Raw genomic sequence first — 21,953 nt, 5'->3', positions numbered from 1 at the left:
GGCCGTTTCTGCATCCGTAGGGTGCGCCGTGCGCACCGCTGACACTCCACTTAAGCAGTGCGCATGGCCTGGGCGGCCCCGCGCCACCCTACATGGGAGGTTTAGAACGTCTCACCCTTGGCGGCCTTCTCCAGCAACAGCGCAGGCGGCAGGAAACGCTCGCCATACTGCTCAGCCAGGTACTGCGCACGCGCGACGAAGTCCTTCACACCGTACTGGTTGATGAACTGCAGCGCACCACCAGTCCAGGCGGCGAAGCCGATACCGAAGATCGAGCCGATATTGGCATCAGCCACTGACTTCAAGACGCCCTCTTCCACGCAGCGCACCGTCTCGATGGCCTGGATGAACAGGATGCGGTCGCGCACGTCCTCCTGCGAGATCTGCGCATCGGCCTTCTCGAAACGTGCCTTGAGCTCGGGCCACAGGTGCTTCTTGCCTCCTACTGGGTAGTCGTAGAAGCCCATGCCCGCCGCTTTGCCCGGACGCTTGTACTCGTTGAGCATGAGGTCGATGACCGCAAAGGCCGGGTGTTCTGGGATGGATTTGCCCTCGGCCGCCAGATCCTTGATGGTCTGCTGGCGGATGTGGTTCATCAGGCTCATCGACACTTCGTCGCTGATCGCCAGCGGGCCGACCGGCATGCCGGCCTTGCGCGCCTCGTTCTCGATCATCGCGGCGCTGACGCCCTCACCGAGCATGGCCAGGCCTTCGTTGGTGAAGGTGCCGAACACCCGTGAGGTAAAGAAGCCGCGACTGTCGTTGACCACGATAGGCGTCTTCTTGATCTGCATGACGTAGTCGAAGCCGCGCGCCAGCGTTTCATCGCTGGTCTGCTCACCGCGGATGATTTCCACCAGCGGCATCTTGTCCACCGGGCTGAAGAAGTGCAGGCCGATGAATTTCTCCGGGTTGGCCACGGCAGCCGCCAGGCCGGTGATAGGCAGCGTCGAGGTGTTGGAGGCGATCACCGCATCGCTCAGCGCAGCAGCTTCGGCGGCAGCGGTGACCTTGCCCTTGAGCGCACGATCCTCGAATACGGCTTCGATGATCAGGTCGCAACCGGCGAAATCCGCCTCGCTATCGGTAGCCTTGATCAGCGCCAGGAAAGCCTCGCGTTGCTCGGCCGTCATGTGGCCCTTGGCGACTTTCTTGTCGAGCAGCTTGGTCGAATAGCTCTTGCCCTTCTCCGCCGCTTCGACGGACACATCCTTGAGCACCACCTCGATACCAGCTGCCGCCGACACATAGGCGATGCCGGCGCCCATCATGCCCGCGCCGAGCACGCCGACTTTCTTCGTCTTGGTTTTCGGATAGCCCTGTGGGCGCGAGCCGCCAGCATTGATTTCGTTGAGCTGGAACCAGAAGGTGCCGATCATGTTCTTCGCCACCTGGCCGGTGGTCAGCTCGGTGAAGTAGCGCGCTTCGATGATCTGCGCGGTGTCGAAATCGACCTGCGCACCCTCAACGGCCGCGCACATGATCTTCTCCGGCGCCGGGAAGCAGCCCTTGGTCTTGTCGCGCAACACGCTCGGGGCGATGGCCAGCATCTGCGCCACGTTGGGCGAGCTGGGTGTACCGCCGGGAATCTTGTAGCCCTGCACGTCCCACGGCTGCTTGGCGGACGGGTTGGCGGCGATCCAGGCGCGGGCCTTGCTCAGCATCTCGTCGCGATCACTGGCCAGGTCATGAATCAGGCCGGCCTTGAGCGCCGCGTCCGGGCGCACCTTCTTGCCTTCAGCCAGGTACGGCAGGGCCTTTTCCAGGCCCAGGATGCGCACCATCCGCACCACCCCGCCGCCGCCCGGCAACAGACCGAGAGTCACTTCAGGCAAACCGAGCTGCACGTGGCTTTCGTTCAGGGCGATACGGTGATGACAGGCCAGGGCAATTTCCCAGCCGCCACCCAGCGCCGCACCGTTGATGGCGGCAACCACCGGCTTGCCGAGGGTTTCCAGGCGGCGTAGCTGGCCCTTGATCTTCAGGATCATCTCGTAGAAGCCCTGGGCATCGGCCTTGGTGACCTTGATCAGCTCATTGAGGTCACCGCCGGCGAAGAAGGTCTTCTTCGCCGAGGAGACGATCACCCCGGCAAGCGAATCCTTTTCCGCTTCCAGGCGGTCGACGATCTGGCCCATGGCTTCGCGGTATACCGCGTTCATGGTGTTGGCGCTCTGGCCGGGCATGTCTATGGTCAGGACGACGATATTGTCCTGACCTTTTTCGTAACGGATGGCGTCAGTCATTTTTATTATCTCCGCCTCAAACTCTTTCAATAATCGTTGCGATACCCATGCCGCCGCCGACGCAGAGCGTGGCCAGGCCGTAGCGCAGCTGACGTTTTTCCAGCTCGTCGAGCAGCGTGCCGAGAATGGCGCAGCCAGTGGCGCCGAGCGGATGGCCCATGGCGATGGAGCCACCGTTGACGTTGACCTTGTCCTCGCTCACGCCCATGTCCTTCATGAACTTCATCACCACCGAGGCGAAGGCCTCGTTGACCTCGAACAGGTCGATGTCGTCGATGGACAGCCCCGCCTTGGCCAGCGCCTTGCGCGTGGCCGGTGCTGGGCCGGTGAGCATGATGGTCGGGTCAGTGCTGGTCACTGCCGCCGCGACGATGCGCGCGCGTGGCTTCAGCCCCAGCTCCTTGCCCTTGGCCTCGGAGCCGATCAGCATCAGCGCCGCGCCATCGACGATGCCCGAACTGTTGCCGGGCGTGTGCACGTGCTCGATACGCTCGACATGGCTGTAGACGCGCAGCGCGGTGGAGTCGAAGCCCATCTGCCCCATCATCTCGAAGCTCGGCTTGAGCTTGCCGAGGCCTTCCAGAGTCGAATCGCCACGAATGAACTCGTCATGATCGAGCAGCACGATGCCATTCTGATCGGCGACCGGCACCAGCGACTTGGCGAACGAACCATTGCCGCAGGCACGCGCTGCCTTCTGCTGCGAACGCAGGGCGAAGGCGTCGACATCGGCGCGGCTGAAGCCTTCGAGGGTGGCGATCAGGTCGGCGCCGATACCCTGCGGCACGAAATTGCTGTGGATGTTGGTTTCCGGGTCCATCACCCAGGCACCGCCGTCGGAGCCCATGGGGATGCGCGACATGGATTCCACACCTCCGACCACCACCAGATCTTCGAAGCCGGAGCGCACCTTCATCGCCCCCAGGTTCACCGCCTCCAACCCAGACGCACAGAAACGGTTGAGCTGCACACCTGCCACGCTGACGTCCCAGTCCGCGACCATGGCAGCGGTCTTGGCGATATCGGCACCCTGATCGCCCACCGGCGTCACGCAACCGAGAACGATGTCATCCACCTGACTGGTGTCCAGATCATTGCGCACTTGCAGGGCGTTCAGCAGGCCGGCAACCAGTTGAACAGGCTTGACGCTGTAAAGCGCGCCGTCCTTCTTGCCCTTGCCACGGGGCGTGCGCACCGCGTCGAAAATATATGCTTCGGTCATGGCGTCCTCGGAGACTATTACGGCGCTGGCGGAACATCATGCTCCGGCCACACCTGTTCTTATTGAGCCTGCTTACCATAGCGCCGAGACGCCGTGGCTCAATGACCGAAGCGCTCAGCGCCATTGACCACTGAGCTCAGACGAACGGTCGGTTGCCGGGTTGGCAGTGGCCCCAGCAAGCAAGCGCTCTGTCTCAAGGCCTGCGGCATGTCCTGCGAAGGCGCACATAGCTCGAACGTTTTAACAGGCTTCGGCTAGAAACCAAGTCATCTAAGGAAGTTGTGACACCAACCCTAGAGTTACACATGCGCCCGTGCACAAAGCGGCGCAGGGAGCCGCCGCCGGGTCATGCCGGGGCGGTGAGTCAGAACAACGCCCAGGCGTGACGCAGCGACCCACCAGGCAGTACGGCAGGCGCTCGACGCCACACCCATAACAACAAAAGGCATACGGCCATGTTCAAACAGCCGAAATACCGCCAGGCTGGCGTCATCCTTTTCGCCACAGCGGTCATCCTGATCCTTCCCAATCTGAACCGTCTGGTCAGTTGATCCCCACCGTCCCCGCAACTGCGCAGACGCCGTAGCGCGCTCAGCGCAGTGCGGGTATCCACCACGCCAGCAGCAGTGGAATCAGCACGAAGGCCAGCAGTGTCGAGCACAGCACCAGACTGGCGACTTGCTCAGGTGAACGGCCTGCGCGCACCGCGAACAGGTAATTGAACACCGCCACTGGCATCGACGACTGCAGCACCAATACGGCGTGCGCCAACGGCTGCAAACCGATTGCCCAGCCGATGATCCAGCCCAGCGCCGCACCACAGAGAATGCGCAGCAATCCCAGCACCAGGCCGTTACCCAGGTGCTGCACGCGGATACTGGCCAGTGACACACCCAGCGTGATCAGCATCAGCGGGATGGTCATACCGCCCAACAGGTCGACGGTATTGGCCAGCCAGCGCGGCAATTCAACATCGAGAAACAGCACTGGCAACACCAGCGCCAGGCTGATCATGATCGGATTGAGCAACAGTCCCTTGACTGAAGCCGCGGCTCCGGAGAGCAGCATGCCGATGCTGAAATGCCCCACCGACAGCACCAGAAAAAACGCTACCGCCAATGCCAGGCCAGGCTCACCGAAGGCGAACAGGGCCATGGGCAGGCCCATGTTGCCCGAGTTCGGGAACAGGTAGGCCGGTACCAGCACTTTCCAGTCCAGGCCGAACAGGCGACTCAGCAGCCAGCCGACCAGCCCCATGCATGAGGTCACCAGCACGCAGGCCAGGGCCATCTGCGAGAAGGCCCCCACATCCAGTTCGGCTCGGCTCAGGGTAGACAGCACCAGGCAAGGCGTACCGACATTTAGCACCAGGCGCGCGATGAAATCAGTGGGGTACTGGTGACCGCTGCGCACCCAGCCGTAGCCGATGCCTGCCGCAATCAGTACCGGAGCCAGAACGGCGAACAACTCGGCTAACATCTACTACCCCCGTCACGTCGAGCGAGGCATCCTAGACTGCACAAAAGGCTCGGGCAATGATGCCGGGTCCTATCAATCCGCTCTGGGGTCTGCCATGCGCCTGATTCTCCTGCTCACCAGCCTGTTCGCTCTGCTCACTGCCCATGCCGGTGAAATCGATCAGGCCGCCGCCATCTCCGCCTTGCAGCGCAGCGACAGCCTGCTGATCGACGTGCGTAGCGCCGAAGAGTTCGCAGAAGGTGCACTGCCCGGCGCCATCCGTATCGGCCATGAAGATATCGCCGCCCAGATCGCCAGTGTCGCCCCGGACAAAGATCGCCCCCTGGTGCTCTACTGCCGCAGCGGTCGCCGCTCCGCCATCGCCCAGCAAAGCCTCGAGGAAATGGGCTATAGCCAGGTGATCAACGCCGGTGCTTATGACGAACTACGACCACTGCTGGAGCATCGCGAATGAGAGCTGCCCTGCTGCTGACTTTGGTCATCCTGAGCGGCGTGGCCCAGGCGGCCGAGTTCGAGGTGCAACTCAACGATGGCCGACGCGCCTGGAGCAGCAGCGAACTGCTCGAGCACCCGCAAGCGCGCGATATCGAGATCATCGATGACGTCAGCTACAAGCGCACCATGCACTACCGCGCCGTGCCGATCAGTACGCTGCTGGAGGGTATCGAGCCCGGCGACCATCTCCAGGCCGTGGCCCTCGACGGTTTTGCCGCGGAACTGCCAGCCTCGATTCTCTTGGCCAGGGAAGGAGCAAAAGCCTGGCTGGCCATCGAAGATCCCGAGCACCCCTGGCCGCCGCTGGCACAGGGCAAACCCAGCGCAGGACCTTTCTACCTGGTCTGGACCGATCCTTCTGCCAGCCAGATCGGCCCCGAGCAGTGGCCCTTTCAGGTCGCCCGGATTCGTCAGCTGGCCGCTGTCGAACAGCGCTTCCCTGCCCTGCTCCCGGCGACGGATGCCAATGCTGAGGTGCAGGCGGGTTTCGCCGTCTACCAGAAGAACTGCATGGCCTGTCATCGCCTCAATGGCGCGGGTGATTCCGAGTTCGGCCCGGACCTGAACATTCCGCACAACCCGACCGAATATTTCACAGGCGATTTTCTACAGCAGTACATCCGCGACCCACAGAGCTTGCGGCGCTGGCCGCAGGGACGCATGCCCGGCTTCAGCGAGCAGGTACTGCCACCTGCCGAACTGCAGCGCTTGATCGCCTACCTGCGGCACATGGCACAGCGCAAGAGCGACACGAGCCCGTAGAACGATTTGGGAAGGGTGCGCCGTGCGCACCGGGATTTTGGCGGGGTAAACCGAGGTGCGCATGGCGCACCCTACGAAAGGCCGTCAGTCTGGGGCGCGCGGCGCCCCTATGTCACCAGCGCCTATTGGCGCATCACTGCTGACGCACCTGCAGCAGTGGCGCCACCTGCACCTGCGCATGCATCTGCTCGCAACCGCCACCGCGGCGCATGCCACGCACCGGGCAGGCATCGAGGTAATCCAGGCCGACTGCCAGCTTCAGATGTCGCTCCGGGCGCGCCAGGCAGTTGGTTACGTCGAAGCTGTACCAGGCATCACCGACCCAGGCCTCGGCCCAGGCGTGGCTGGCCAGGTGCTCGGCATCGTCGGTATAGAGGTAGCCCGACACATAGCGCGCCGGCACGCCCAGGCTGCGCGCGCAGGCGAGGAAGGCATGAGTGTGATCCTGGCAGACGCCACGGCGGCTGGCGAAGGCCTCAGCGGCACTGGTGTCCACTTCGGTGGTACCGGGCTGATAGGCAATGTGGGCATTAAGCGCATGCATCAGGTCGATCAGGCCAGTGCGATCCACGCGCGCCTTGCTTTGCTGCGCGGCGAACTCACGAATGGCCTCATCGGCCTGAGTCAGGCGGGTGAAGCGCAAGAACGGCAGCGCTGACTGGCGCTCGTGCTCGGCTTCGCAGGTTTCGTCGATCTCCACCTGGCCGCGGGCGCCGATGACGATGGACTCGTGCGGCTCGTCCAGGGTCAGCACGTGCAGAATGTTGCCGTAGGGGTCGAGCTGGGCGTGCACCGGGCGCGGCAGATCAAGCTGCCAGCTGAGTACCTGCTGGCGCTCGCTGTCATGCGGGGTCAGGCGCAGGTACTGGATGCTGGCGCGTACCTGGTCATCGTAGCGGTAGGTGGTGTCATGGCTGATCGAGAGTCTCATGCGACCTCCAGGTAGGACGTATGGATGGTATTGCCCAGCTGGCGCACCAGCAGGATGAAATCGGTAAGCCAGGCATGTAGGCCTTCGTCGAGCACTTCGTCGATGCTGGTATAGCGCAGTCGCGCATCCAGTTCGGCGGCCAGGCGCTGCGCCGGTCGACCGTTCTCCCCCGGTAGACCCGCAAGCATCAGGTTGAGTTCTTCCATACAGGCTCGCAGCGAGCGCGGCACGTCCGGACGCAGCAGCAGCAGTTCGGCGACCTTGCGCGTACGGGGCGAGCCTCGATAGCTCTCGGCAAAGGCCTCGAACGAGGACAACGCCCGCAGCAGCGCACTCCATTGGTAGTAGCTGCGCGCGGTGCGCTCCTCCAGTTCGTCGATCTCCTCGCCGAGCATTTCGTAGCGCGCATCGAGCAGGCGCAGGGTGTTGTCGGCGCGCTCGATGAAGGTGCCCAGGCGGATGAAGCGGTAGGCTTCACCGCGCATGATGGTGCCGAAGGTGGCACCACGGAACAGGTGCGAACGCTCCTTGACCCACTCGCAGAAGCGGCTGATGCCGTAGCGGCCAAGGCCCTGTTCGGCGATGCCGCGCATCTCCAGCCAGCTGGCGTTGATGTTCTCCCACATATCGGCGGTAATTCGGCCGCGCACCGCATGGGCGTTGCTGCGCGCAGCCTGCAGGCAGCAGTAGATACTGCCCGGGTTGCTCGCATCGAGGGCGAAGAAGTGCAGCATGCGCTCGGCGTGCAACGGGCCGTGGCGCTCCAGGTAATCGTCCAGGGTGCCGGTGATCAGCAGTGGCATCGCCAGTTCGTCGAGGCCATCGCCACGGCCGTCCTGCGGCATCAGCGACAGCGAATAGCTGACATCGAGCATGCGCGCGAGATTCTCGGCACGTTCCAGGTAGCGCGACATCCAGTACAGATCGGAGGCAGTTCTCGAAAGCATGGTCAGTCCTCCACCACCCAGGTGTCCTTGGTCCCGCCGCCTTGCGACGAATTGACCACCAGCGAGCCTTCGCGCAGTGCCACACGCGTCAGACCGCCAGGCACCAGGCGGGTTTCGCGGCCGGTCAGAACGAACGGACGCAGGTCGATATGGCGCGGTGCGATGCCACGCTCAACGAAGGTCGGGCAGGTCGACAAGCACAGCGTCGGCTGAGCGATGTAAGCCTCCGGCTTGGCGATCAGGCGCGCGCGGAAGTTCTCGATCTCGGCCTTGCTAGCCGCCGGGCCGACCAGCATGCCGTAGCCGCCGGAGCCCTGGGTTTCCTTGACCACCAGCTCGGACAGATTGGCCAACACGTGGGACAGTTCTTCCGATTTGCGGCACTGCCAGGTTGGCACATTTTTGAGGATCGGCTCCTCGTCCAGATAGAAGCGGATCATGTCACCGACGTAGGGGTAGACTGACTTGTCGTCGGCCACGCCGGTGCCGATGGCGTTGGCCAGCACCACGTTGCGCGAGCGATAGGCCGACAGCAGCCCTGCGACACCGAGCATCGAGTCGGGGTTGAAAGCCAGTGGATCGAGGAAGGCGTCGTCAAGGCGGCGATAGATCACGTCCACCTGGCGCGCACCGGCGGTGGTGCGCATGTAGACCTTGTCGTCACGGACGAACAGGTCAGCGCCTTCCACCAGCTCCACGCCCATCTCGCGGGCGAGGAAAGCGTGTTCGAAGTAGGCGCTGTTGAAGCGCCCTGGGGTCAATACCACGACCGTGGGGTTGTCCAGCGGGCTGGAGCTCTTCAGCGCATCGAGCAGCAGGTTCGGGTAGTGATCCACCGGTGCCACACGTTGCGCGGCGAACAGCTCGGGGAACAGGCGCATCATCATCTTGCGGTCTTCGAGCATGTAGCTCACACCGCTGGGCGTGCGCAGGTTGTCTTCCAGCACGTAATAGCTGCCGTCGCCGTCACGCACTAGGTCGACCCCGGCGATGTGTGCGTAGATGTCGCGATGCAGGTCGAGGCCCTGCATGGCCATCTGGTAACCCTCGTTGGCCAGCACCTGCTCGGCCGGAATGATCCCCGCCTTGATGATGCGTTGGTCGTGGTAAAGGTCGGCGAGGAACAGGTTGAGCGCCTGCACGCGCTGGATGCAGCCGCGCTCGACGATACGCCATTCGCTGGCGGGGATGGAGCGGGGAATGATGTCGAAGGGGATCAGCCGCTCGGTGCCCTGGTCATCCCCGTAGAGGGTGAAGGTGATACCCGCGCGGTGGAACAACAGGTCGGCTTCTCGTCGGCGCTGAGCCAGCAGATCGTCCGGCGTCTCTGCCAACCAGCGGGCAAATTCGCGGTAATGCGGGCGGACAGCGCCGCTCGCGTCGTACATCTCGTCATAAAAGGTGCGGGCCATGCCGTACTCCTTGTCACCCGGACTTGCAGCATCCTCTGCAAGGCCCGAGCCAGCACAATTAATCCTTTAAAATCAACAACCTATCTATCAATCAAAAACATTACGCACCATTACAGTGCAATACAATGTTTCCGTCATGACGCACCGCCCCATTGCGTGGCACAGCTTGCCGTGCAGGGCAGCCATCCGCTCACCCATGCAGGTAAAAAGCCTTCAATGCCCGCACTGAAACGGGCCCGGACACTCAGCTGTCACATTGCGTGACCAAGCGGTCAAGCGCAACCGCTTTTACAGCGGCCGCACCAGGAAAAAGTGTCTGAATACGAGCACGCTGCCGGGCTCGGATCAGTGTTTCATTCGCCCAAGAAACGCCGCGATCTGTCCCGCTGCAGTGGCGAGGTGCTGCTCATGGCTGAAGCCGGACGCCTTCAACGGCTTCAGGTCATGGTCGGCAGCCTGCAGCCAGTGCAGCTCGATGGCCGCTGACAGCTCATAGCCAGCAACGGCTTCGCGATTGCCCAGTGCGTCGCGTTCACCCTGGATGATCAGCGTTGGCGTGCGCAGCTCGGCGAGATGAGCGACGCGCGGTTTCTCGGGCTTGCCGACGGCATAGAAGGGATAGCCGAGGCAAACCAGAGCGGAAGCCTCCAATTCGTCCGCCAGCAAGCTGGCCATGCGCCCGCCCATGGACTTGCCGCCGATGGCCACGGGGCCTGTGACCCGATGGCGCACCTGTGCATGCACATCACGCCATTGCTGGAGCAGTTGCGCCTGCGGATTGGGCGGCCGTTTACGTCCGTCGACCCGTCTCTGCGCCATGTAGGCGAACTCGAAACGCACTACTCGCACGCCCCGCTCTGCCAGACCCAGCGCCATGGCCTGCATGAACGGGCTGTCCATCGGCGCACCGGCCCCGTGCGCGAGGATCAGCGTGCTCGATGCCGCCTGCGGCGGTTCGTCCCACTGCCAGGGCAGTCCCTGCTCGCATTGATCAGCGTCAATAAATCCAGACGGCCCTTTGCTCATGCTTGCCTCGCGTCGATATCCGTGGTGTCCGTGGCTTGCTCATGCCTGCGACCACCACGGTTATCGGCCGCTCTGCCATAACCGTGGATGGAAGCCCAGACATGAACACAACAACCCGTTCCGCCTACAACTACAGGGTGGTTCGCCAGTTCGCCATTATGACGGTGGTTTGGGGCATCGTCGGCATGGGACTCGGCGTATTCATCGCTGCCCAGCTGGCCTGGCCCGAACTCAACTTCAACCTACCGTGGACCAGCTTCGGCCGCCTGCGCCCGCTGCATACCAATGCGGTGATCTTCGCCTTTGGTGGCTGCGCCTTGTTCGCCACCAGTTACTACGCGGTGCAACGCACCAGCCAGACCACGCTGTTCGCACCGAAACTGGCGGCCTTCACCTTCTGGGGTTGGCAACTGGTGATCCTGCTTGCAGCCATCACCCTGCCCCTGGGCTGGACCAGTTCCAAGGAATACGCCGAGCTGGAATGGCCGATCGACATCCTGATCACCATCGTGTGGGTGTCCTACGCCATCGTCTTCTTCGGCACAGTGATGCAGCGCAAGGTCAGCCACATATACGTGGGCAACTGGTTCTTCGGCGGGTTCATCCTCACCGTGGCCATCCTGCACGTGGTCAACAACCTGGAGATTCCGGTCACCCTGACCAAGTCCTACTCGCTGTATGCCGGCGCCACCGATGCGATGATCCAGTGGTGGTACGGCCATAACGCCGTGGGCTTCTTCCTCACCGCCGGTTTCCTGGGGATGATGTATTACTTCGTGCCCAAGCAGGCTGGTCGCCCGGTCTACTCCTACCGCCTGTCGATCGTCCACTTCTGGGCGCTGATCGCGGTATACATCTGGGCCGGCCCGCACCACCTGCATTACACCGCGCTGCCGGACTGGGCACAGAGCCTCGGCATGGTGATGTCGCTGATCCTTCTGGCCCCGAGCTGGGGCGGCATGATCAACGGCATGATGACCCTCTCCGGTGCCTGGCACAAACTGCGTACCGACCCGATTCTGCGCTTTCTGGTGGTGTCCCTGGCCTTCTATGGCATGTCGACCTTCGAAGGCCCGATGATGGCCATCAAGACCGTCAACGCCCTGTCCCACTATACCGACTGGACCATCGGCCACGTGCATGCCGGCGCCCTCGGCTGGGTCGCCATGGTGTCCATCGGCTCGCTGTATCACCTGATTCCGAAGGTGTTCGGTCGTGAGCAGATGCACAGCATCGGCCTGATCAACGGCCACTTCTGGCTGGCCACCATCGGCACCGTGCTCTACATCGCCTCGATGTGGGTCAACGGCATCACCCAGGGCCTGATGTGGCGTGCAGTCAACGAAGACGGCACCCTCACCTACTCCTTCGTCGAAGCGCTGGAAGCCAGCCATGTCGGCTTCGTGGTTCGGGTGATCGGCGGCGCCATCTTCTTTGCCGGCATGCTGCTGATGGCCTGGAACGTCTGGCTGACCGTACGCAGCGCGAAATCCACCGAGATGGAAGCCGCTGCGCAGTTCTCGGTAGAAGGAGCCCACTGATGAAACACGAGATTCTCGAGAAGAACATCGGCCTGATGGCGCTGGTGATGATCCTGGCGGTCAGCATCGGCGGTCTGACGCAGATCGTCCCGCTGTTCTTCCAGGACGTCACCAACGAGCCGGTGGACGGCCTCAAACCTTACAACGCGCTGCAACTGGAAGGCCGCGACATTTACATCCGCGAAGGCTGCGTCGGCTGCCACTCGCAGATGATCCGTCCGTTCCGCGCCGAAACCGAGCGCTACGGCCACTACTCCGTCGCTGGCGAAAGCGTCTGGGATCATCCCTTCCTGTGGGGTTCCAAGCGCACCGGCCCGGACCTGGCACGTGTCGGCGGTCGCTACTCGGACGAGTGGCATCGCGCTCACCTGTACAACCCGCGCAACGTCGTGCCGGAGTCGATCATGCCCGCCTACCCCTGGTTGGTGGAGCACGCCCTCGACGGCAAGGACACCGCCAAGAAGATGAGCGCACTGCGCACATTGGGCGTGCCCTACAGCGACGACGATATCGCCGGGGCCAGCGACGCGGTCAAGGGCAAGAGCGAGATGGATGCTCTGGTCGCCTACCTGCAGGTGCTTGGCACCGCCGTGAAGAACAAGAGGTGAGTGCCATGTTCGAGCTTATCGATATCGGCACCCTGCGCGGCCTAGGCACCGCGCTGGTCCTGATCGCCTTCACCGCCGTCACCCTCTGGGCCTACAGCGGCAAACGCCGCGACGCTTTCGCCGAAGCCGCCAACCTGCCCTTCGCCGATGAGCCCAAGCCCGCCGTTTCGAGGACCCAAGCATGACCACCTTCTGGAGTTGGTATATCACCCTGCTGACCCTCGGCACCATGGTCGCCCTGTTCTGGCTGATCTTCGCCACTCGCAAGAGCGAGGTGCACAAGAGCCCGACCGAACAGACCATGGGCCATGCCTTCGATGGCATCGAGGAATATGACAACCCACTGCCGAAATGGTGGTTCATGCTGTTCCTCGGCACCCTGGTGTTCTCCGTGGGCTACCTGCTGCTGTATCCCGGCCTGGGCAACTTTAAAGGCCTGCTGCCGGGCTATGAAGACGGCTGGACCCAGGTCAACCAGTGGCAGCGCGAGATGAATCGTGCCGATGAGCAATACGGGCCGATCTTCGCCAAATATGCCGCCATGCCCATCGAAGAAGTGGCCAAGGACGAGCGCGCGCTGAAAATGGGCGGTCGCCTGTTCGCCTCCAACTGCGCGGTTTGCCACGGCTCCGATGCCAAGGGCAGTTACGGCTTCCCCAACCTGGCCGACAGCAGTTGGCGCTGGGGCGGCGAGCCGGAAACCATCAAGACCACCATCATGCATGGCCGTATGGGCATGATGCCGGCACAAGGCCCGGTGATCGGCGAAGATGGTGTACGCAACGTCGCTGCCTACGTCCTCACCGAACTCGGTGGCCGTGAACTGCCGGACGATGCCCAGGCCGACGTCGCCGCCGGCAAGCAGATCTTCGCCACCGTCTGCTCCGCCTGCCACACCCCGGCCGGCACCGGCATGCCGGCGATGGGCGCACCGAACCTGACTCAACCCAGCGCGTTCATCTACGGCAGCAGCTTCGCCCAACTGCAGCAGACGATTCGCTACGGGCGCAGCGGCAACATGCCAGCTCAGGGCGACTTCCTCGGCAATGACAAGGCCCACCTGCTGGCCGCCTATGTGTTCAAGCTGAGCCAGGGCGAAAACAAGTAACCTCCCCATGCATTACCGGCGACCGAATCACGGTCGCCGGCCCCTCCTCATACCTGTGCGACTCAGTGTCGCACCCGCCGACCAATAGCCCTGCAATTTCCTTGATCTGGGCTAAGCTGCCTTTCAGTCGCCATCTGTCACAACTCTAAGGCGATCCTTTCTTAGCGCTGCGCAAACTGGTTGCGCCAAAAGCTGACAGAGCTGTTTCCGAGGCCGTTGCAAACGGCTCGCGAAAAGCCCTGAAACCCTATTCGTGTCGGCACGTTGCGTTGCAATGGCTACCTGCTTTCTACATACTTGCCGCCGATTTTTGCCCCATAAAACTCCATTAACCGTGGAACCCCTAGCATGAGCACAGCAATCAGTCAGACTGCTTATAACTATAAGGTGGTCCGCCAGTTCGCCATTATGACGGTGATCTGGGGGGTCATTGGCATGGGTCTAGGCGTGTTCATCGCCGCACAACTCGTGTGGCCGGAACTCAACCTGGGCCTGCCGTGGACGAGCTTCGGCCGTCTGCGCCCGCTGCACACCAACGCGGTGATCTTCGCCTTCGGCGGATGCGCACTGTTTGCGACCTCGTACTACGTGGTCCAGCGCACCTGTCAGACGCGCCTGATCTCCGACGGTCTGGCTGCCTTCACCTTCTGGGGCTGGCAAGCGGTCATCGTCCTGGCGGTGATCACCCTGCCGATGGGCTACACCAGCTCCAAGGAATACGCCGAGCTCGAGTGGCCGGTCGACATCCTCCTGGGCATCGTCTGGATCACCTATCTGCTGGTGTTCTTCGGCACCATCGTCAAGCGCAAGACCAAGCACATCTATGTGGGCAACTGGTTCTTCGGTGCATTCATCCTCGTGACCGCCATGCTGCACATCGTCAACAGCGCCGCCATGCCGGTGAGCCTGTTCAAGTCGTACTCGGCCTATGCCGGCGCTACCGACGCGATGATCCAGTGGTGGTACGGCCACAACGCCGTAGGCTTCTTCCTGACCACCGGCTTCCTGGGGATGATGTACTACTTCGTACCCAAGCAGGCCGAGCGTCCGATCTACTCGTATCGCCTGTCCATCGTGCACTTCTGGGCGCTGATCACCCTGTACATCTGGGCCGGTCCGCACCACCTGCACTACACCGCACTGCCGGATTGGGCTCAGTCCCTGGGCATGGCCATGTCGGTCATCCTGCTGGCTCCGAGCTGGGGCGGCATGATCAACGGCATGATGAGCCTGTCTGGCGCCTGGCATAAGCTGCGCACCGACCCAATCCTGCGCTTCTTGGTGGTCTCCCTGGCCTTCTACGGCATGTCGACCTTCGAAGGCCCGATGATGGCCATCAAGACCGTCAACGCCCTGTCCCACTACACCGACTGGACTATCGGCCACGTGCACGCCGGCGCCCTCGGCTGGGTTGCGATGATCTCCATCGGCTCGCTGTATCACCTGCTGCCGAAAGTATTCGGTCGCGAGCAGATGCACAGCATCGCCCTGATCAACACCCACTTCTGGCTGGCTACCATCGGTACCGTGCTGTACATCGCCTCGATGTGGGTCAACGGCATCACCCAGGGTCTGATGTGGCGCGCAGTCAACGAAGACGGCACCCTCACTTACTCCTTCGTCGAAGCCCTTGAAGCCAGCCATGCAGGCTATGTCGTACGCATGATCGGCGGCGCCTTCTTCGTGACCGGCATGCTGCTGATGGCCTACAACACCTTCCGCACCGTGCGTGCCGCCAAGCCGGCTGAATACGAAGCGGCTGCGCAGATTCCCGCCGGAGTAGCTCACTGATGAAACACGAAATCATCGAGAAGAATATCGGCCTGATGGCGCTGCTGATGGTGATTGCCGTCAGCATCGGCGGCCTGACCCAGATCGTCCCGCTGTTCTTCCAGGACGTCACCAATGAGCCGGTGGAAGGCCTCAAGCCCTACACCGCGATGCAACTGGAAGGTCGCGACATCTACATCCGCGAAGGCTGCGTCGGCTGCCACTCGCAGATGATCCGCCCGTTCCGCGCCGAAACCGAGCGCTACGGCCACTACTCCGTCGCCGGCGAAAGCGTCTGGGATCACCCGTTCCTGTGGGGCTCCAAGCGTACCGGTCCGGACCTGGCCCGCGTTGGCGGCCGTTACTCGGACGAGTGGCATCGTGCCCACCTGTACAACCCGCGCAACGTCGTGCCTGAGTCGAAGATGCCTGCCTACCCGTGGCTGGTGGAGAACAAGCTCGACGGTCGCGACACCGCCAAGAAGATGGAAGTCATGCGTGGCTTCGGCATCCCCTACACCGACGAAGATATCGCCGGTGCTCGCGATGCAGTGAAAGGCAATACCGAAATGGACGCGCTGGTTGCGTATCTCCAGGTTCTCGGTACTTCCATCAAGAACAAACGGTAAGACGCTATGGACATCGGGATAATTCGCGGCATCGGCACGGCGGTCGTTTTCATCGCCTTCATTGGCGTGGTGCTCTGGGCCTACAGCAGCAAGCGCAAATCGAGCTTCGACGAAGCAGCCAACCTGCCCTTCGCCGACGATCCCAAGCCCGAGTCCAAGCGCGATCAAGACTCTTCCAGGAGCAATAACCAATGACCACGTTCTGGAGTTGGTACGTAACCATTCTGTCTCTGGGCACCATCTTCGCCCTGACCTGGCTGATCTTCGGCACCCGCAAGGGCCAGCGCCAGGAAACCACCGAAGAGACCGTCGGCCACAGCTTCGACGGCATCGAGGAGTATGACAACCCGCTGCCGAAGTGGTGGTTCATGCTGTTCGTCGCGACCATCATCTTCGCCCTCGGCTACCTCGCCCTGTACCCGGGTCTGGGTAACTGGAAAGGGCTGCTGCCGGGCTACGACTACGTCGACAGCGAAAAGGAAACGCCTTTCGCTGCTGGTGTACAGATCGCTGACGGCTCCATGCGTCACACCGGCTGGACCGGTGTGCACCAGTGGGAAAAGGAAATGGCGCGTGCCGATGAGCAGTACGGCCCGCTGTTCGCCAAATACGCCGCCATGCCGATCGAGGAAGTGGCCAAGGACGAGCAAGCCCTGAAAATGGGTGGTCGTCTGTTCGCCTCCAACTGCTCGGTCTGCCACGGCTCCGATGCCAAAGGCAGCTACGGCTTCCCCAACCTGACCGACAACGAATGGCGCTGGGGCGGCGAGCCGGAAACCATCAAGACCACCATCCTCAAAGGCCGCGAAGGCGCCATGCCGGCTCAAGGCCCGGCCATCGGCGAAGACGGCGTGCGCAACGTCGCTGCCTACGTGCTGACCCAACTGGGCGGTCGTGAACTGCCGGAAGGCGTGGAAGCCGATATCGAAGCAGGCCAGAAGGTCTTCGCCGGTACCTGTTTCGCCTGCCACGGTGCTGACGGCAAGGGTACCGCGGCCATGGGTGCACCGAACCTGACCAACCCGGCAGCGTTCATCTACGGCAGCAGCTACGCACAACTGCAGCAGAGCATCCGTTACGGTCGTCACGGCAAGATGCCGGCCCAGGAAGAATTCCTCGGTAACGACAAGGTGCACCTGCTGGCTGCCTACGTGTACAGCCTGTCGCACAAGGCCGAAGAGCAGTAAGCACAGACGACTCTTTTGACAAGGGTCAATGAACGCCCGGGTCGCGACTGCTGGTCGCACCCGGGCGTTGTCTTTCAGGCGTACCATATAGTGATCGTGAACTGACCCTGACCGGCACGCATCGGCCCGGGCTGCCAACCAACCGCCGTGGTATGCACTGATGAGCGAACAGATTCCCGTCCAGGACGTCACCCCTCCTCCTGCCAAGAATGCCAGCGTCGATCTCTACGCCAGCCGCGAGAAGATCTACACCCGCGCGTTCACCGGCCTGTTTCGCAACTTGCGAGTCGCTGGCGGCGCCCTCCTCTTCATTCTCTTCTTCGGCACGGTGTGGCTGAGCTGGAACGGCCGCCAGGCGGTCTGGTGGAACCTCCCCGAACGCAAGTTCCACATTTTCAGCGCCACTTACTGGCCGCAGGACTTCATGCTGCTGTCCTGGTTGCTGATCATCTGCGCCTTCGGCCTGTTCTTCATCACCGTGTTCGCTGGCCGCGTCTGGTGCGGCTACACCTGCCCGCAAAGCGTGTTCACCTGGGTATTCATGTGGGCGGAAAAAGTCACCGAAGGTGACCGCAACCAGCGCATGAAGCTGGACAAGCAGCCCATGAGCGGCAAGAAATTCGGGCGCAAGCTGGCCAAGCATGGCATCTGGGTTGGCGTGTCACTGCTGACCGCGATCACCTTTGTTGGCTACTTCACGCCGATTCGCGACCTGGTGATCGAGATTTTTACCGGTGAAGCCAGCGGCTGGGCCTATTTCTGGATCGGTTTCTTCACCCTCGCCACCTACGGCAACGCCGGCTACCTGCGTGAGCAGGTGTGCATCTACATGTGCCCCTATGCACGCTTCCAGAGCGTGATGTTCGACCAGGACACCCTGATCGTCTCCTACGATCCGCGCCGCGGCGAATCGCGCGGGCCGCGCAAGAAGGACGCCGACTACAAGGCGCAGGGCCTCGGCGACTGCATCGACTGCAAGATGTGCGTGCAGGTCTGCCCCACTGGCATCGACATCCGTGATGGCCTGCAGATCGAGTGCATCGGCTGCGCCGCGTGTATCGACGCCTGCGACGACATCATGGACAAGATGAACTACCCCAAAGGGCTGATCAGCTACACCACTGAACACAACCTGTCTGGCCGCCAGACCCACCTGCTGCGCCCGCGCCTGATCGGGTACGCTGTCGCGCTGGTCGCCATGATCGGCCTGTTCGCCTGGGCCGTGGCCAATCGCCCACTGGTGGAGCTGGACGTGCTCAAGGACCGCGTGCTGTTCCGCGAGAACGAGCGCGGCCACATCGAGAACGTCTACACCCTGAAGATCATGAACAAGTCGCAGCGCGACATGACCTACGTGATCAGCGCCGATGGCCTCGATGGTCTGGTCTACGAAGGCAAGCGCGAAGTGCGGGCCCTGGCGGGCGAGGTGTATTCCTTCCCGGTAGAGCTGTCCATCGCACCGGAGAAGCTGCCGTCGAGCGCCAACAACATCGTCTTCCACGTACAATCCGCGGATGACCCCAGTATCAAGAACGACGCCGACAGCCGCTTCATTGGCCCAAGCGTCCGCTGACAACGGAAATCGCATGACCGAGCAAACCCAATCGCCCGTCAAACCCTGGTACAAGCAGTTCTGGCCCTGGTTCATCCTGTTCCTGCTGGGCTACTCCGTGGTGCAGGGTCTGACCCTGCTGACCATCGCCACCAAGAACCCGCCAGGGCTGATCTCCGACGACTACTACGACGTCGGCAAAGGCATCAACCAGTCGCTTGAGCGCGAAAAGCTGGCCGAGCGTCTGCAACTGCATGGCGAGCTGGTACTGGACAACACCACCGGCGTCGCTACCCTGTCGCTGGAGGGCAACAGCAGACCGCAGCAGATCGTCCTCAACCTGATCTCGCCAACCCAGCCGGAGCGAGATCGCCGCGTGATCCTGCAGCCCAACGCCGACGGCCAGTACCATGGACAGATGGTCGATCAAGTCAGTGGTCGTCGCTTCGTCGAACTACTCGGTCAGGAAGGCAGCCAGAACTGGCGCCTGTTCGAGGAAGAGAACATCACCGATGGCCAGACCATCATGATCGGTGACAACCCCTCCTACTGATCCCGCCAATGCCCGCCCCGACTCCCTGCTACCACTGTGGCCTGCCGGTTCCTGCCGGCAGCCAGTTCCGTGCCGACGTGCTCGGCCAGACTCGAGAGATGTGCTGCCCCGGCTGCCAGGCCGTGGCCGAAGCCATCGTCGCCGGCGGCCTGGAGCACTACTACAGCCATCGCAGCGAAAACGCCGCCAACCCTCAGGCGCTGCCCGCCGCGCTGCCTGACGAACTGGCGCTGTACGATCGCAGCGACGTACAGCAGCCCTTCGTCCAGCACGAAGGCGAGCTGAGCGAAACCCAGTTGCTGATCGAGGGCATCAGTTGTGCGGCCTGCGGCTGGCTGATCGAGAAGCACCTGCGCGCCGTGCCGGGCGTGGCCGAAGCGCACCTGAACCTGTCCAACCACCGCCTGCAGGTGCGCTGGCAGGACAGCCAGATACCCCTGAGCCAGCTACTCGCCGAGTTGCGCCGCATAGGCTATGCCGCACACCCCTGGCGGGCAGACGAGGCCGCTGAACGCCTGGCTGCGGAAAACCGCCGGCGCATGCGCGAGCTGGGCGTGGCCGGGCTGCTGTGGATGCAGGTGATGATGGCGACCATGGCCACCTGGCCGGAATTCAACATCGACCTGTCGCCGGAGCTGGACAAGATCCTGCGCTGGACCAGCCTGTTCCTCACCACGCCCATCGTTTTCTACTGCTGCGGTCAGTTCTTCCGCGGCGCCCTGCGCGACCTGCGCACCCGCCACCTGACCATGGACGTCTCGGTCTCGCTGGCCATCGGCGGCGCCTACGTGGCCGGCATCTGGTCGACCATCACCGGCCAGGGCGAACTGTATTTCGACGCCGTGGGCATGTTCGCCCTGTTCCTCCTCGCCGGACGCTACCTGGAGCGCCGTGCGCGAGAACGCACGGCCGCTGCGACGGCACAACTGGTGAGGCTGCTGCCGGCCTCCTGCCTGCGCCTGGACGACAGCGGCCAGAGCCAGCGCATCCTGCTCAGCGAATTGCGTGAAGGCGAGCAGGTGCTGGTGCAACCCGGCTCGCTGATTCCCGCCGATGGCCGCATCCGCGCGGGTCAGTCCAGCGTCGACGAATCGCTCCTGACCGGCGAATACCTGCCGCTGCCACGCGGTATTGGCGACAGCGTCACCGCCGGCACACTGAACGTCGAAGGCCCACTGACCGTCGAGGTGCAGGCACTCGGAGATGCCACGCGCCTGTCGGCCATCGTGCGCCTGCTGGAACGTGCGCAAAGCGAGAAACCACGTCTGGCGGAAATCGCCGACCGCGTCTCGCAATGGTTCCTGCTGTTCATCCTGGTGGCGGCCGCCGTGGTCGGCTTCGCCTGGTGGGAAATCGACTCCAGCCGTGCCTTCTGGGTCGTGCTCGCCCTGCTCGTGGCCACCTGCCCCTGCGCCCTGGCCTTGGCCACACCGACGGCCCTGACCACAGCCACCGGCACCCTGCACAAACTGGGCATGCTGCTGACCCGCGGCCACGTGCTCGAAGGCCTCAACCAGATCGACACCCTGGTGCTGGACAAGACCGGCACGCTTACCGAAGGCCGCCTGACACTCAAAGCCATCCACCCGCTGCGCGACCTCGACGAAGGCGATTGCCTGGCGCTGGCAGCGGCACTGGAAAACCGTTCGGAACACCCTATCGCCCGCGCCTTCAGCCAGGCGCCACGCGCGGCGGAATCTGTCGACAGCCACCCAGGCCAAGGCCTGCAGGGCAGCGTCGACGGTCGTCTGCTACGCATTGGTGAGGCCAGCTTCGTCTGCGCCCTCAGTGGCCAGGCCGTACCCGCGATTGCCAGCGAGCACGGGCAATGGCTGCTGCTGGGCGACGAACAGGGGCCGCTAGCCTGGTTCGTCCTCGACGACCGCCTGCGCGAAGACGCCCCCGCGCTGATCGCCGCCGCCCGCGCCCGCGGCTGGCATATTCACCTGCTCTCCGGCGACAGCTCGCCGATGGTGGGCGAAGTCGCCCGCCAACTGGGCATCGAAGACGCTCGGGGCGGCCTGACCCCGGATGCCAAGCTGGCGGTGCTCAAGCAGTTACACAGCGAAGGGCGGCGCGTGCTGATGCTCGGCGATGGCGTCAACGACGTACCGGTGCTGGCCGCTGCCGATATCAGCGTGGCCATGGGCTCGGCCTCCGATCTGGCGAAAACCAGCGCCGATGCCGTGCTGCTGTCGAACCGCCTGAGCAGCCTGGTCGACGGCCTGAAGCTGGCCAAACGCACACGCCGCATCATCATCGAAAACCTGGCCTGGGCGACGCTGTACAATGGCCTAGTACTGCCCTTCGCCGCCCTGGGCTGGATCACACCAATCTGGGCGGCCGTGGGCATGTCCCTGAGCTCGCTGCTGGTGGTGCTCAACGCCTTGCGTCTGAGCCGAACCCCGAATACGTAGGAGCGAGCTTTGCTCGCAAGGAAGCGGTTCTTCGCGAGCTCCTACTCAGACGCCTTCATGGAGATCGC

Annotated in this window: 20 protein-coding genes; 13 read left to right on the top strand and 7 right to left on the bottom strand. The window is 62.9% G+C overall.

The annotated features are described in order from the left end of the window. Positions 1 to 101: 101 nt before the first annotated feature. The 3 genes from RTH74_RS08850 to RTH74_RS08840 form a co-directional block, all read right to left on the bottom strand. Positions 102 to 2,246, bottom strand: a complete 2,145-nt coding sequence (locus RTH74_RS08850) for a 3-hydroxyacyl-CoA dehydrogenase NAD-binding domain-containing protein (protein WP_316914424.1) — start codon at positions 2,244 to 2,246, stop codon at positions 102 to 104. Positions 2,247 to 2,262: 16 nt separating this feature from the next. Beyond that, complete coding sequence (locus RTH74_RS08845) at positions 2,263 to 3,468, bottom strand: acetyl-CoA C-acetyltransferase (RefSeq protein ID WP_316914423.1); 1,206 nt, start codon at positions 3,466 to 3,468, stop codon at positions 2,263 to 2,265. A 591-nt stretch (positions 3,469 to 4,059) separates the two neighbouring features. Next, positions 4,060 to 4,947: an AEC family transporter gene (locus RTH74_RS08840; RefSeq protein ID WP_147809770.1), complete on the bottom strand. Its 888-nt coding sequence runs from the start codon at positions 4,945 to 4,947 to the stop codon at positions 4,060 to 4,062. 94 nt (positions 4,948 to 5,041) lie between these two features. Between RTH74_RS08840 and RTH74_RS08835 the strand changes: the two genes are divergently transcribed. After that, positions 5,042 to 5,401 carry a rhodanese-like domain-containing protein gene (locus tag RTH74_RS08835; protein ID WP_084340762.1) on the top strand — a complete coding sequence of 120 codons (360 nt, stop codon included), beginning with the start codon at positions 5,042 to 5,044 and terminating at the stop codon, positions 5,399 to 5,401. Then, a complete protein-coding gene (locus RTH74_RS08830; RefSeq protein ID WP_316914422.1) occupies positions 5,398 to 6,204 on the top strand; it encodes a cytochrome c in 807 nt (268 codons plus the stop codon). Before RTH74_RS08835 ends, RTH74_RS08830 begins: the two co-directional genes overlap by 4 nt. 133 nt (positions 6,205 to 6,337) lie before the next feature. On the opposite strand, the gene RTH74_RS08825 is transcribed toward RTH74_RS08830, so the two are convergent. The 4 genes from RTH74_RS08825 to RTH74_RS08810 form a co-directional block, all read right to left on the bottom strand. After that, positions 6,338 to 7,135: a transglutaminase family protein gene (locus RTH74_RS08825; RefSeq protein WP_099523693.1), complete on the bottom strand. Its 798-nt coding sequence runs from the start codon at positions 7,133 to 7,135 to the stop codon at positions 6,338 to 6,340. After that, positions 7,132 to 8,082, bottom strand: a complete 951-nt coding sequence (locus tag RTH74_RS08820) for an alpha-E domain-containing protein (RefSeq protein ID WP_061239121.1) — start codon at positions 8,080 to 8,082, stop codon at positions 7,132 to 7,134. The genes RTH74_RS08825 and RTH74_RS08820 overlap by 4 nt, the downstream gene beginning before the upstream one ends. Before the next feature lie 2 nt (positions 8,083 to 8,084). After that, positions 8,085 to 9,494, bottom strand: coding sequence for a circularly permuted type 2 ATP-grasp protein (locus tag RTH74_RS08815; RefSeq protein ID WP_316914421.1), 1,410 nt, complete (start codon positions 9,492 to 9,494; stop codon positions 8,085 to 8,087). Positions 9,495 to 9,839: 345 nt separating this feature from the next. Further along, the gene (locus RTH74_RS08810) at positions 9,840 to 10,520 is read right to left on the bottom strand and encodes an alpha/beta family hydrolase (protein ID WP_316914420.1); all 681 of its coding nucleotides are present in this window, start codon (positions 10,518 to 10,520) and stop codon (positions 9,840 to 9,842) included. 101 nt (positions 10,521 to 10,621) lie between these two features. On the opposite strand from RTH74_RS08810, the gene ccoN (RTH74_RS08805) reads away from it, so the two are divergent. The 11 genes from ccoN (RTH74_RS08805) to RTH74_RS08755 all read left to right on the top strand — a co-directional run bounded on the left by ccoN (RTH74_RS08805) (position 10,622) and on the right by RTH74_RS08755 (position 21,885). After that, positions 10,622 to 12,061 carry a cytochrome-c oxidase, cbb3-type subunit I gene (gene ccoN, locus RTH74_RS08805; RefSeq protein WP_099523689.1) on the top strand — a complete coding sequence of 480 codons (1,440 nt, stop codon included), beginning with the start codon at positions 10,622 to 10,624 and terminating at the stop codon, positions 12,059 to 12,061. Continuing rightward, entirely contained in the window at positions 12,061 to 12,669 is a 609-nt protein-coding gene (ccoO, locus tag RTH74_RS08800; protein WP_099523687.1) for a cytochrome-c oxidase, cbb3-type subunit II, read from the top strand. The genes ccoN (RTH74_RS08805) and ccoO (RTH74_RS08800) overlap by 1 nt, the downstream gene beginning before the upstream one ends. Positions 12,670 to 12,674: 5 nt before the next feature. After that, entirely contained in the window at positions 12,675 to 12,854 is a 180-nt protein-coding gene (locus RTH74_RS08795; protein WP_017677201.1) for a CcoQ/FixQ family Cbb3-type cytochrome c oxidase assembly chaperone, read from the top strand. After that, positions 12,851 to 13,777 carry a cytochrome-c oxidase, cbb3-type subunit III gene (ccoP, locus tag RTH74_RS08790; RefSeq protein WP_316914419.1) on the top strand — a complete coding sequence of 309 codons (927 nt, stop codon included), beginning with the start codon at positions 12,851 to 12,853 and terminating at the stop codon, positions 13,775 to 13,777. The genes RTH74_RS08795 and ccoP (RTH74_RS08790) overlap by 4 nt, the downstream gene beginning before the upstream one ends. A gap of 348 nt (positions 13,778 to 14,125) precedes the next feature. Then, a complete protein-coding gene (gene ccoN, locus RTH74_RS08785; RefSeq protein ID WP_099523684.1) occupies positions 14,126 to 15,568 on the top strand; it encodes a cytochrome-c oxidase, cbb3-type subunit I in 1,443 nt (480 codons plus the stop codon). Beyond that, positions 15,568 to 16,176 carry a cytochrome-c oxidase, cbb3-type subunit II gene (gene ccoO / locus RTH74_RS08780; RefSeq protein WP_013715226.1) on the top strand — a complete coding sequence of 203 codons (609 nt, stop codon included), beginning with the start codon at positions 15,568 to 15,570 and terminating at the stop codon, positions 16,174 to 16,176. Before ccoN (RTH74_RS08785) ends, ccoO (RTH74_RS08780) begins: the two co-directional genes overlap by 1 nt. A 6-nt stretch (positions 16,177 to 16,182) precedes the next feature. Next, positions 16,183 to 16,371, top strand: coding sequence for a cbb3-type cytochrome oxidase subunit 3 (locus RTH74_RS08775; RefSeq protein WP_099523682.1), 189 nt, complete (start codon positions 16,183 to 16,185; stop codon positions 16,369 to 16,371). Continuing rightward, positions 16,368 to 17,363: a cytochrome-c oxidase, cbb3-type subunit III gene (gene ccoP / locus RTH74_RS08770; RefSeq protein ID WP_106732105.1), complete on the top strand. Its 996-nt coding sequence runs from the start codon at positions 16,368 to 16,370 to the stop codon at positions 17,361 to 17,363. Before RTH74_RS08775 ends, ccoP (RTH74_RS08770) begins: the two co-directional genes overlap by 4 nt. Before the next feature lie 160 nt (positions 17,364 to 17,523). Next, positions 17,524 to 18,936: a cytochrome c oxidase accessory protein CcoG gene (gene ccoG / locus RTH74_RS08765; protein WP_099523677.1), complete on the top strand. Its 1,413-nt coding sequence runs from the start codon at positions 17,524 to 17,526 to the stop codon at positions 18,934 to 18,936. 13 nt (positions 18,937 to 18,949) lie between these two features. Next, on the top strand, positions 18,950 to 19,468 hold the full coding sequence (locus tag RTH74_RS08760; RefSeq protein ID WP_099523675.1) for a FixH family protein: 519 nt from the start codon (positions 18,950 to 18,952) through the stop codon (positions 19,466 to 19,468). 8 nt (positions 19,469 to 19,476) lie between these two features. Then, the gene (locus RTH74_RS08755) at positions 19,477 to 21,885 is read left to right on the top strand and encodes a heavy metal translocating P-type ATPase (RefSeq protein WP_316914418.1); all 2,409 of its coding nucleotides are present in this window, start codon (positions 19,477 to 19,479) and stop codon (positions 21,883 to 21,885) included. Positions 21,886 to 21,953: the final 68 nt, after the last annotated feature.

This window comes from Pseudomonas sp. zfem001, from assembly GCF_032621725.1.
GTDB lineage: Bacteria > Pseudomonadota > Gammaproteobacteria > Pseudomonadales > Pseudomonadaceae > Aquipseudomonas > Aquipseudomonas sediminis.
The sequence above is the reverse complement of the archived record's forward strand: the minus strand, read 5'-3'. Positions and strand labels throughout refer to the sequence as shown.

What these genes read in the sequence shown, in the direction of transcription:
- RTH74_RS08850 (WP_316914424.1), bottom strand. Translation starts at nt 2,246, where the DNA reads ATGACTGACGCCATCCGTTACGAAAAAGGTCAGGACAATATCGTCGTC.
- RTH74_RS08845 (WP_316914423.1), bottom strand. Translation starts at nt 3,468, where the DNA reads ATGACCGAAGCATATATTTTCGACGCGGTGCGCACGCCCCGTGGCAAG.
- RTH74_RS08840 (WP_147809770.1), bottom strand. Translation starts at nt 4,947, where the DNA reads ATGTTAGCCGAGTTGTTCGCCGTTCTGGCTCCGGTACTGATTGCGGCA.
- RTH74_RS08835 (WP_084340762.1), top strand. Translation starts at nt 5,042, where the DNA reads ATGCGCCTGATTCTCCTGCTCACCAGCCTGTTCGCTCTGCTCACTGCC.
- RTH74_RS08830 (WP_316914422.1), top strand. Translation starts at nt 5,398, where the DNA reads ATGAGAGCTGCCCTGCTGCTGACTTTGGTCATCCTGAGCGGCGTGGCC.
- RTH74_RS08825 (WP_099523693.1), bottom strand. Translation starts at nt 7,135, where the DNA reads ATGAGACTCTCGATCAGCCATGACACCACCTACCGCTACGATGACCAG.
- RTH74_RS08820 (WP_061239121.1), bottom strand. Translation starts at nt 8,082, where the DNA reads ATGCTTTCGAGAACTGCCTCCGATCTGTACTGGATGTCGCGCTACCTG.
- RTH74_RS08815 (WP_316914421.1), bottom strand. Translation starts at nt 9,494, where the DNA reads ATGGCCCGCACCTTTTATGACGAGATGTACGACGCGAGCGGCGCTGTC.
- RTH74_RS08810 (WP_316914420.1), bottom strand. Translation starts at nt 10,520, where the DNA reads ATGAGCAAAGGGCCGTCTGGATTTATTGACGCTGATCAATGCGAGCAG.
- ccoN (WP_099523689.1), top strand. Translation starts at nt 10,622, where the DNA reads ATGAACACAACAACCCGTTCCGCCTACAACTACAGGGTGGTTCGCCAG.
- ccoO (WP_099523687.1), top strand. Translation starts at nt 12,061, where the DNA reads ATGAAACACGAGATTCTCGAGAAGAACATCGGCCTGATGGCGCTGGTG.
- RTH74_RS08795 (WP_017677201.1), top strand. Translation starts at nt 12,675, where the DNA reads ATGTTCGAGCTTATCGATATCGGCACCCTGCGCGGCCTAGGCACCGCG.
- ccoP (WP_316914419.1), top strand. Translation starts at nt 12,851, where the DNA reads ATGACCACCTTCTGGAGTTGGTATATCACCCTGCTGACCCTCGGCACC.
- ccoN (WP_099523684.1), top strand. Translation starts at nt 14,126, where the DNA reads ATGAGCACAGCAATCAGTCAGACTGCTTATAACTATAAGGTGGTCCGC.
- ccoO (WP_013715226.1), top strand. Translation starts at nt 15,568, where the DNA reads ATGAAACACGAAATCATCGAGAAGAATATCGGCCTGATGGCGCTGCTG.
- RTH74_RS08775 (WP_099523682.1), top strand. Translation starts at nt 16,183, where the DNA reads ATGGACATCGGGATAATTCGCGGCATCGGCACGGCGGTCGTTTTCATC.
- ccoP (WP_106732105.1), top strand. Translation starts at nt 16,368, where the DNA reads ATGACCACGTTCTGGAGTTGGTACGTAACCATTCTGTCTCTGGGCACC.
- ccoG (WP_099523677.1), top strand. Translation starts at nt 17,524, where the DNA reads ATGAGCGAACAGATTCCCGTCCAGGACGTCACCCCTCCTCCTGCCAAG.
- RTH74_RS08760 (WP_099523675.1), top strand. Translation starts at nt 18,950, where the DNA reads ATGACCGAGCAAACCCAATCGCCCGTCAAACCCTGGTACAAGCAGTTC.
- RTH74_RS08755 (WP_316914418.1), top strand. Translation starts at nt 19,477, where the DNA reads ATGCCCGCCCCGACTCCCTGCTACCACTGTGGCCTGCCGGTTCCTGCC.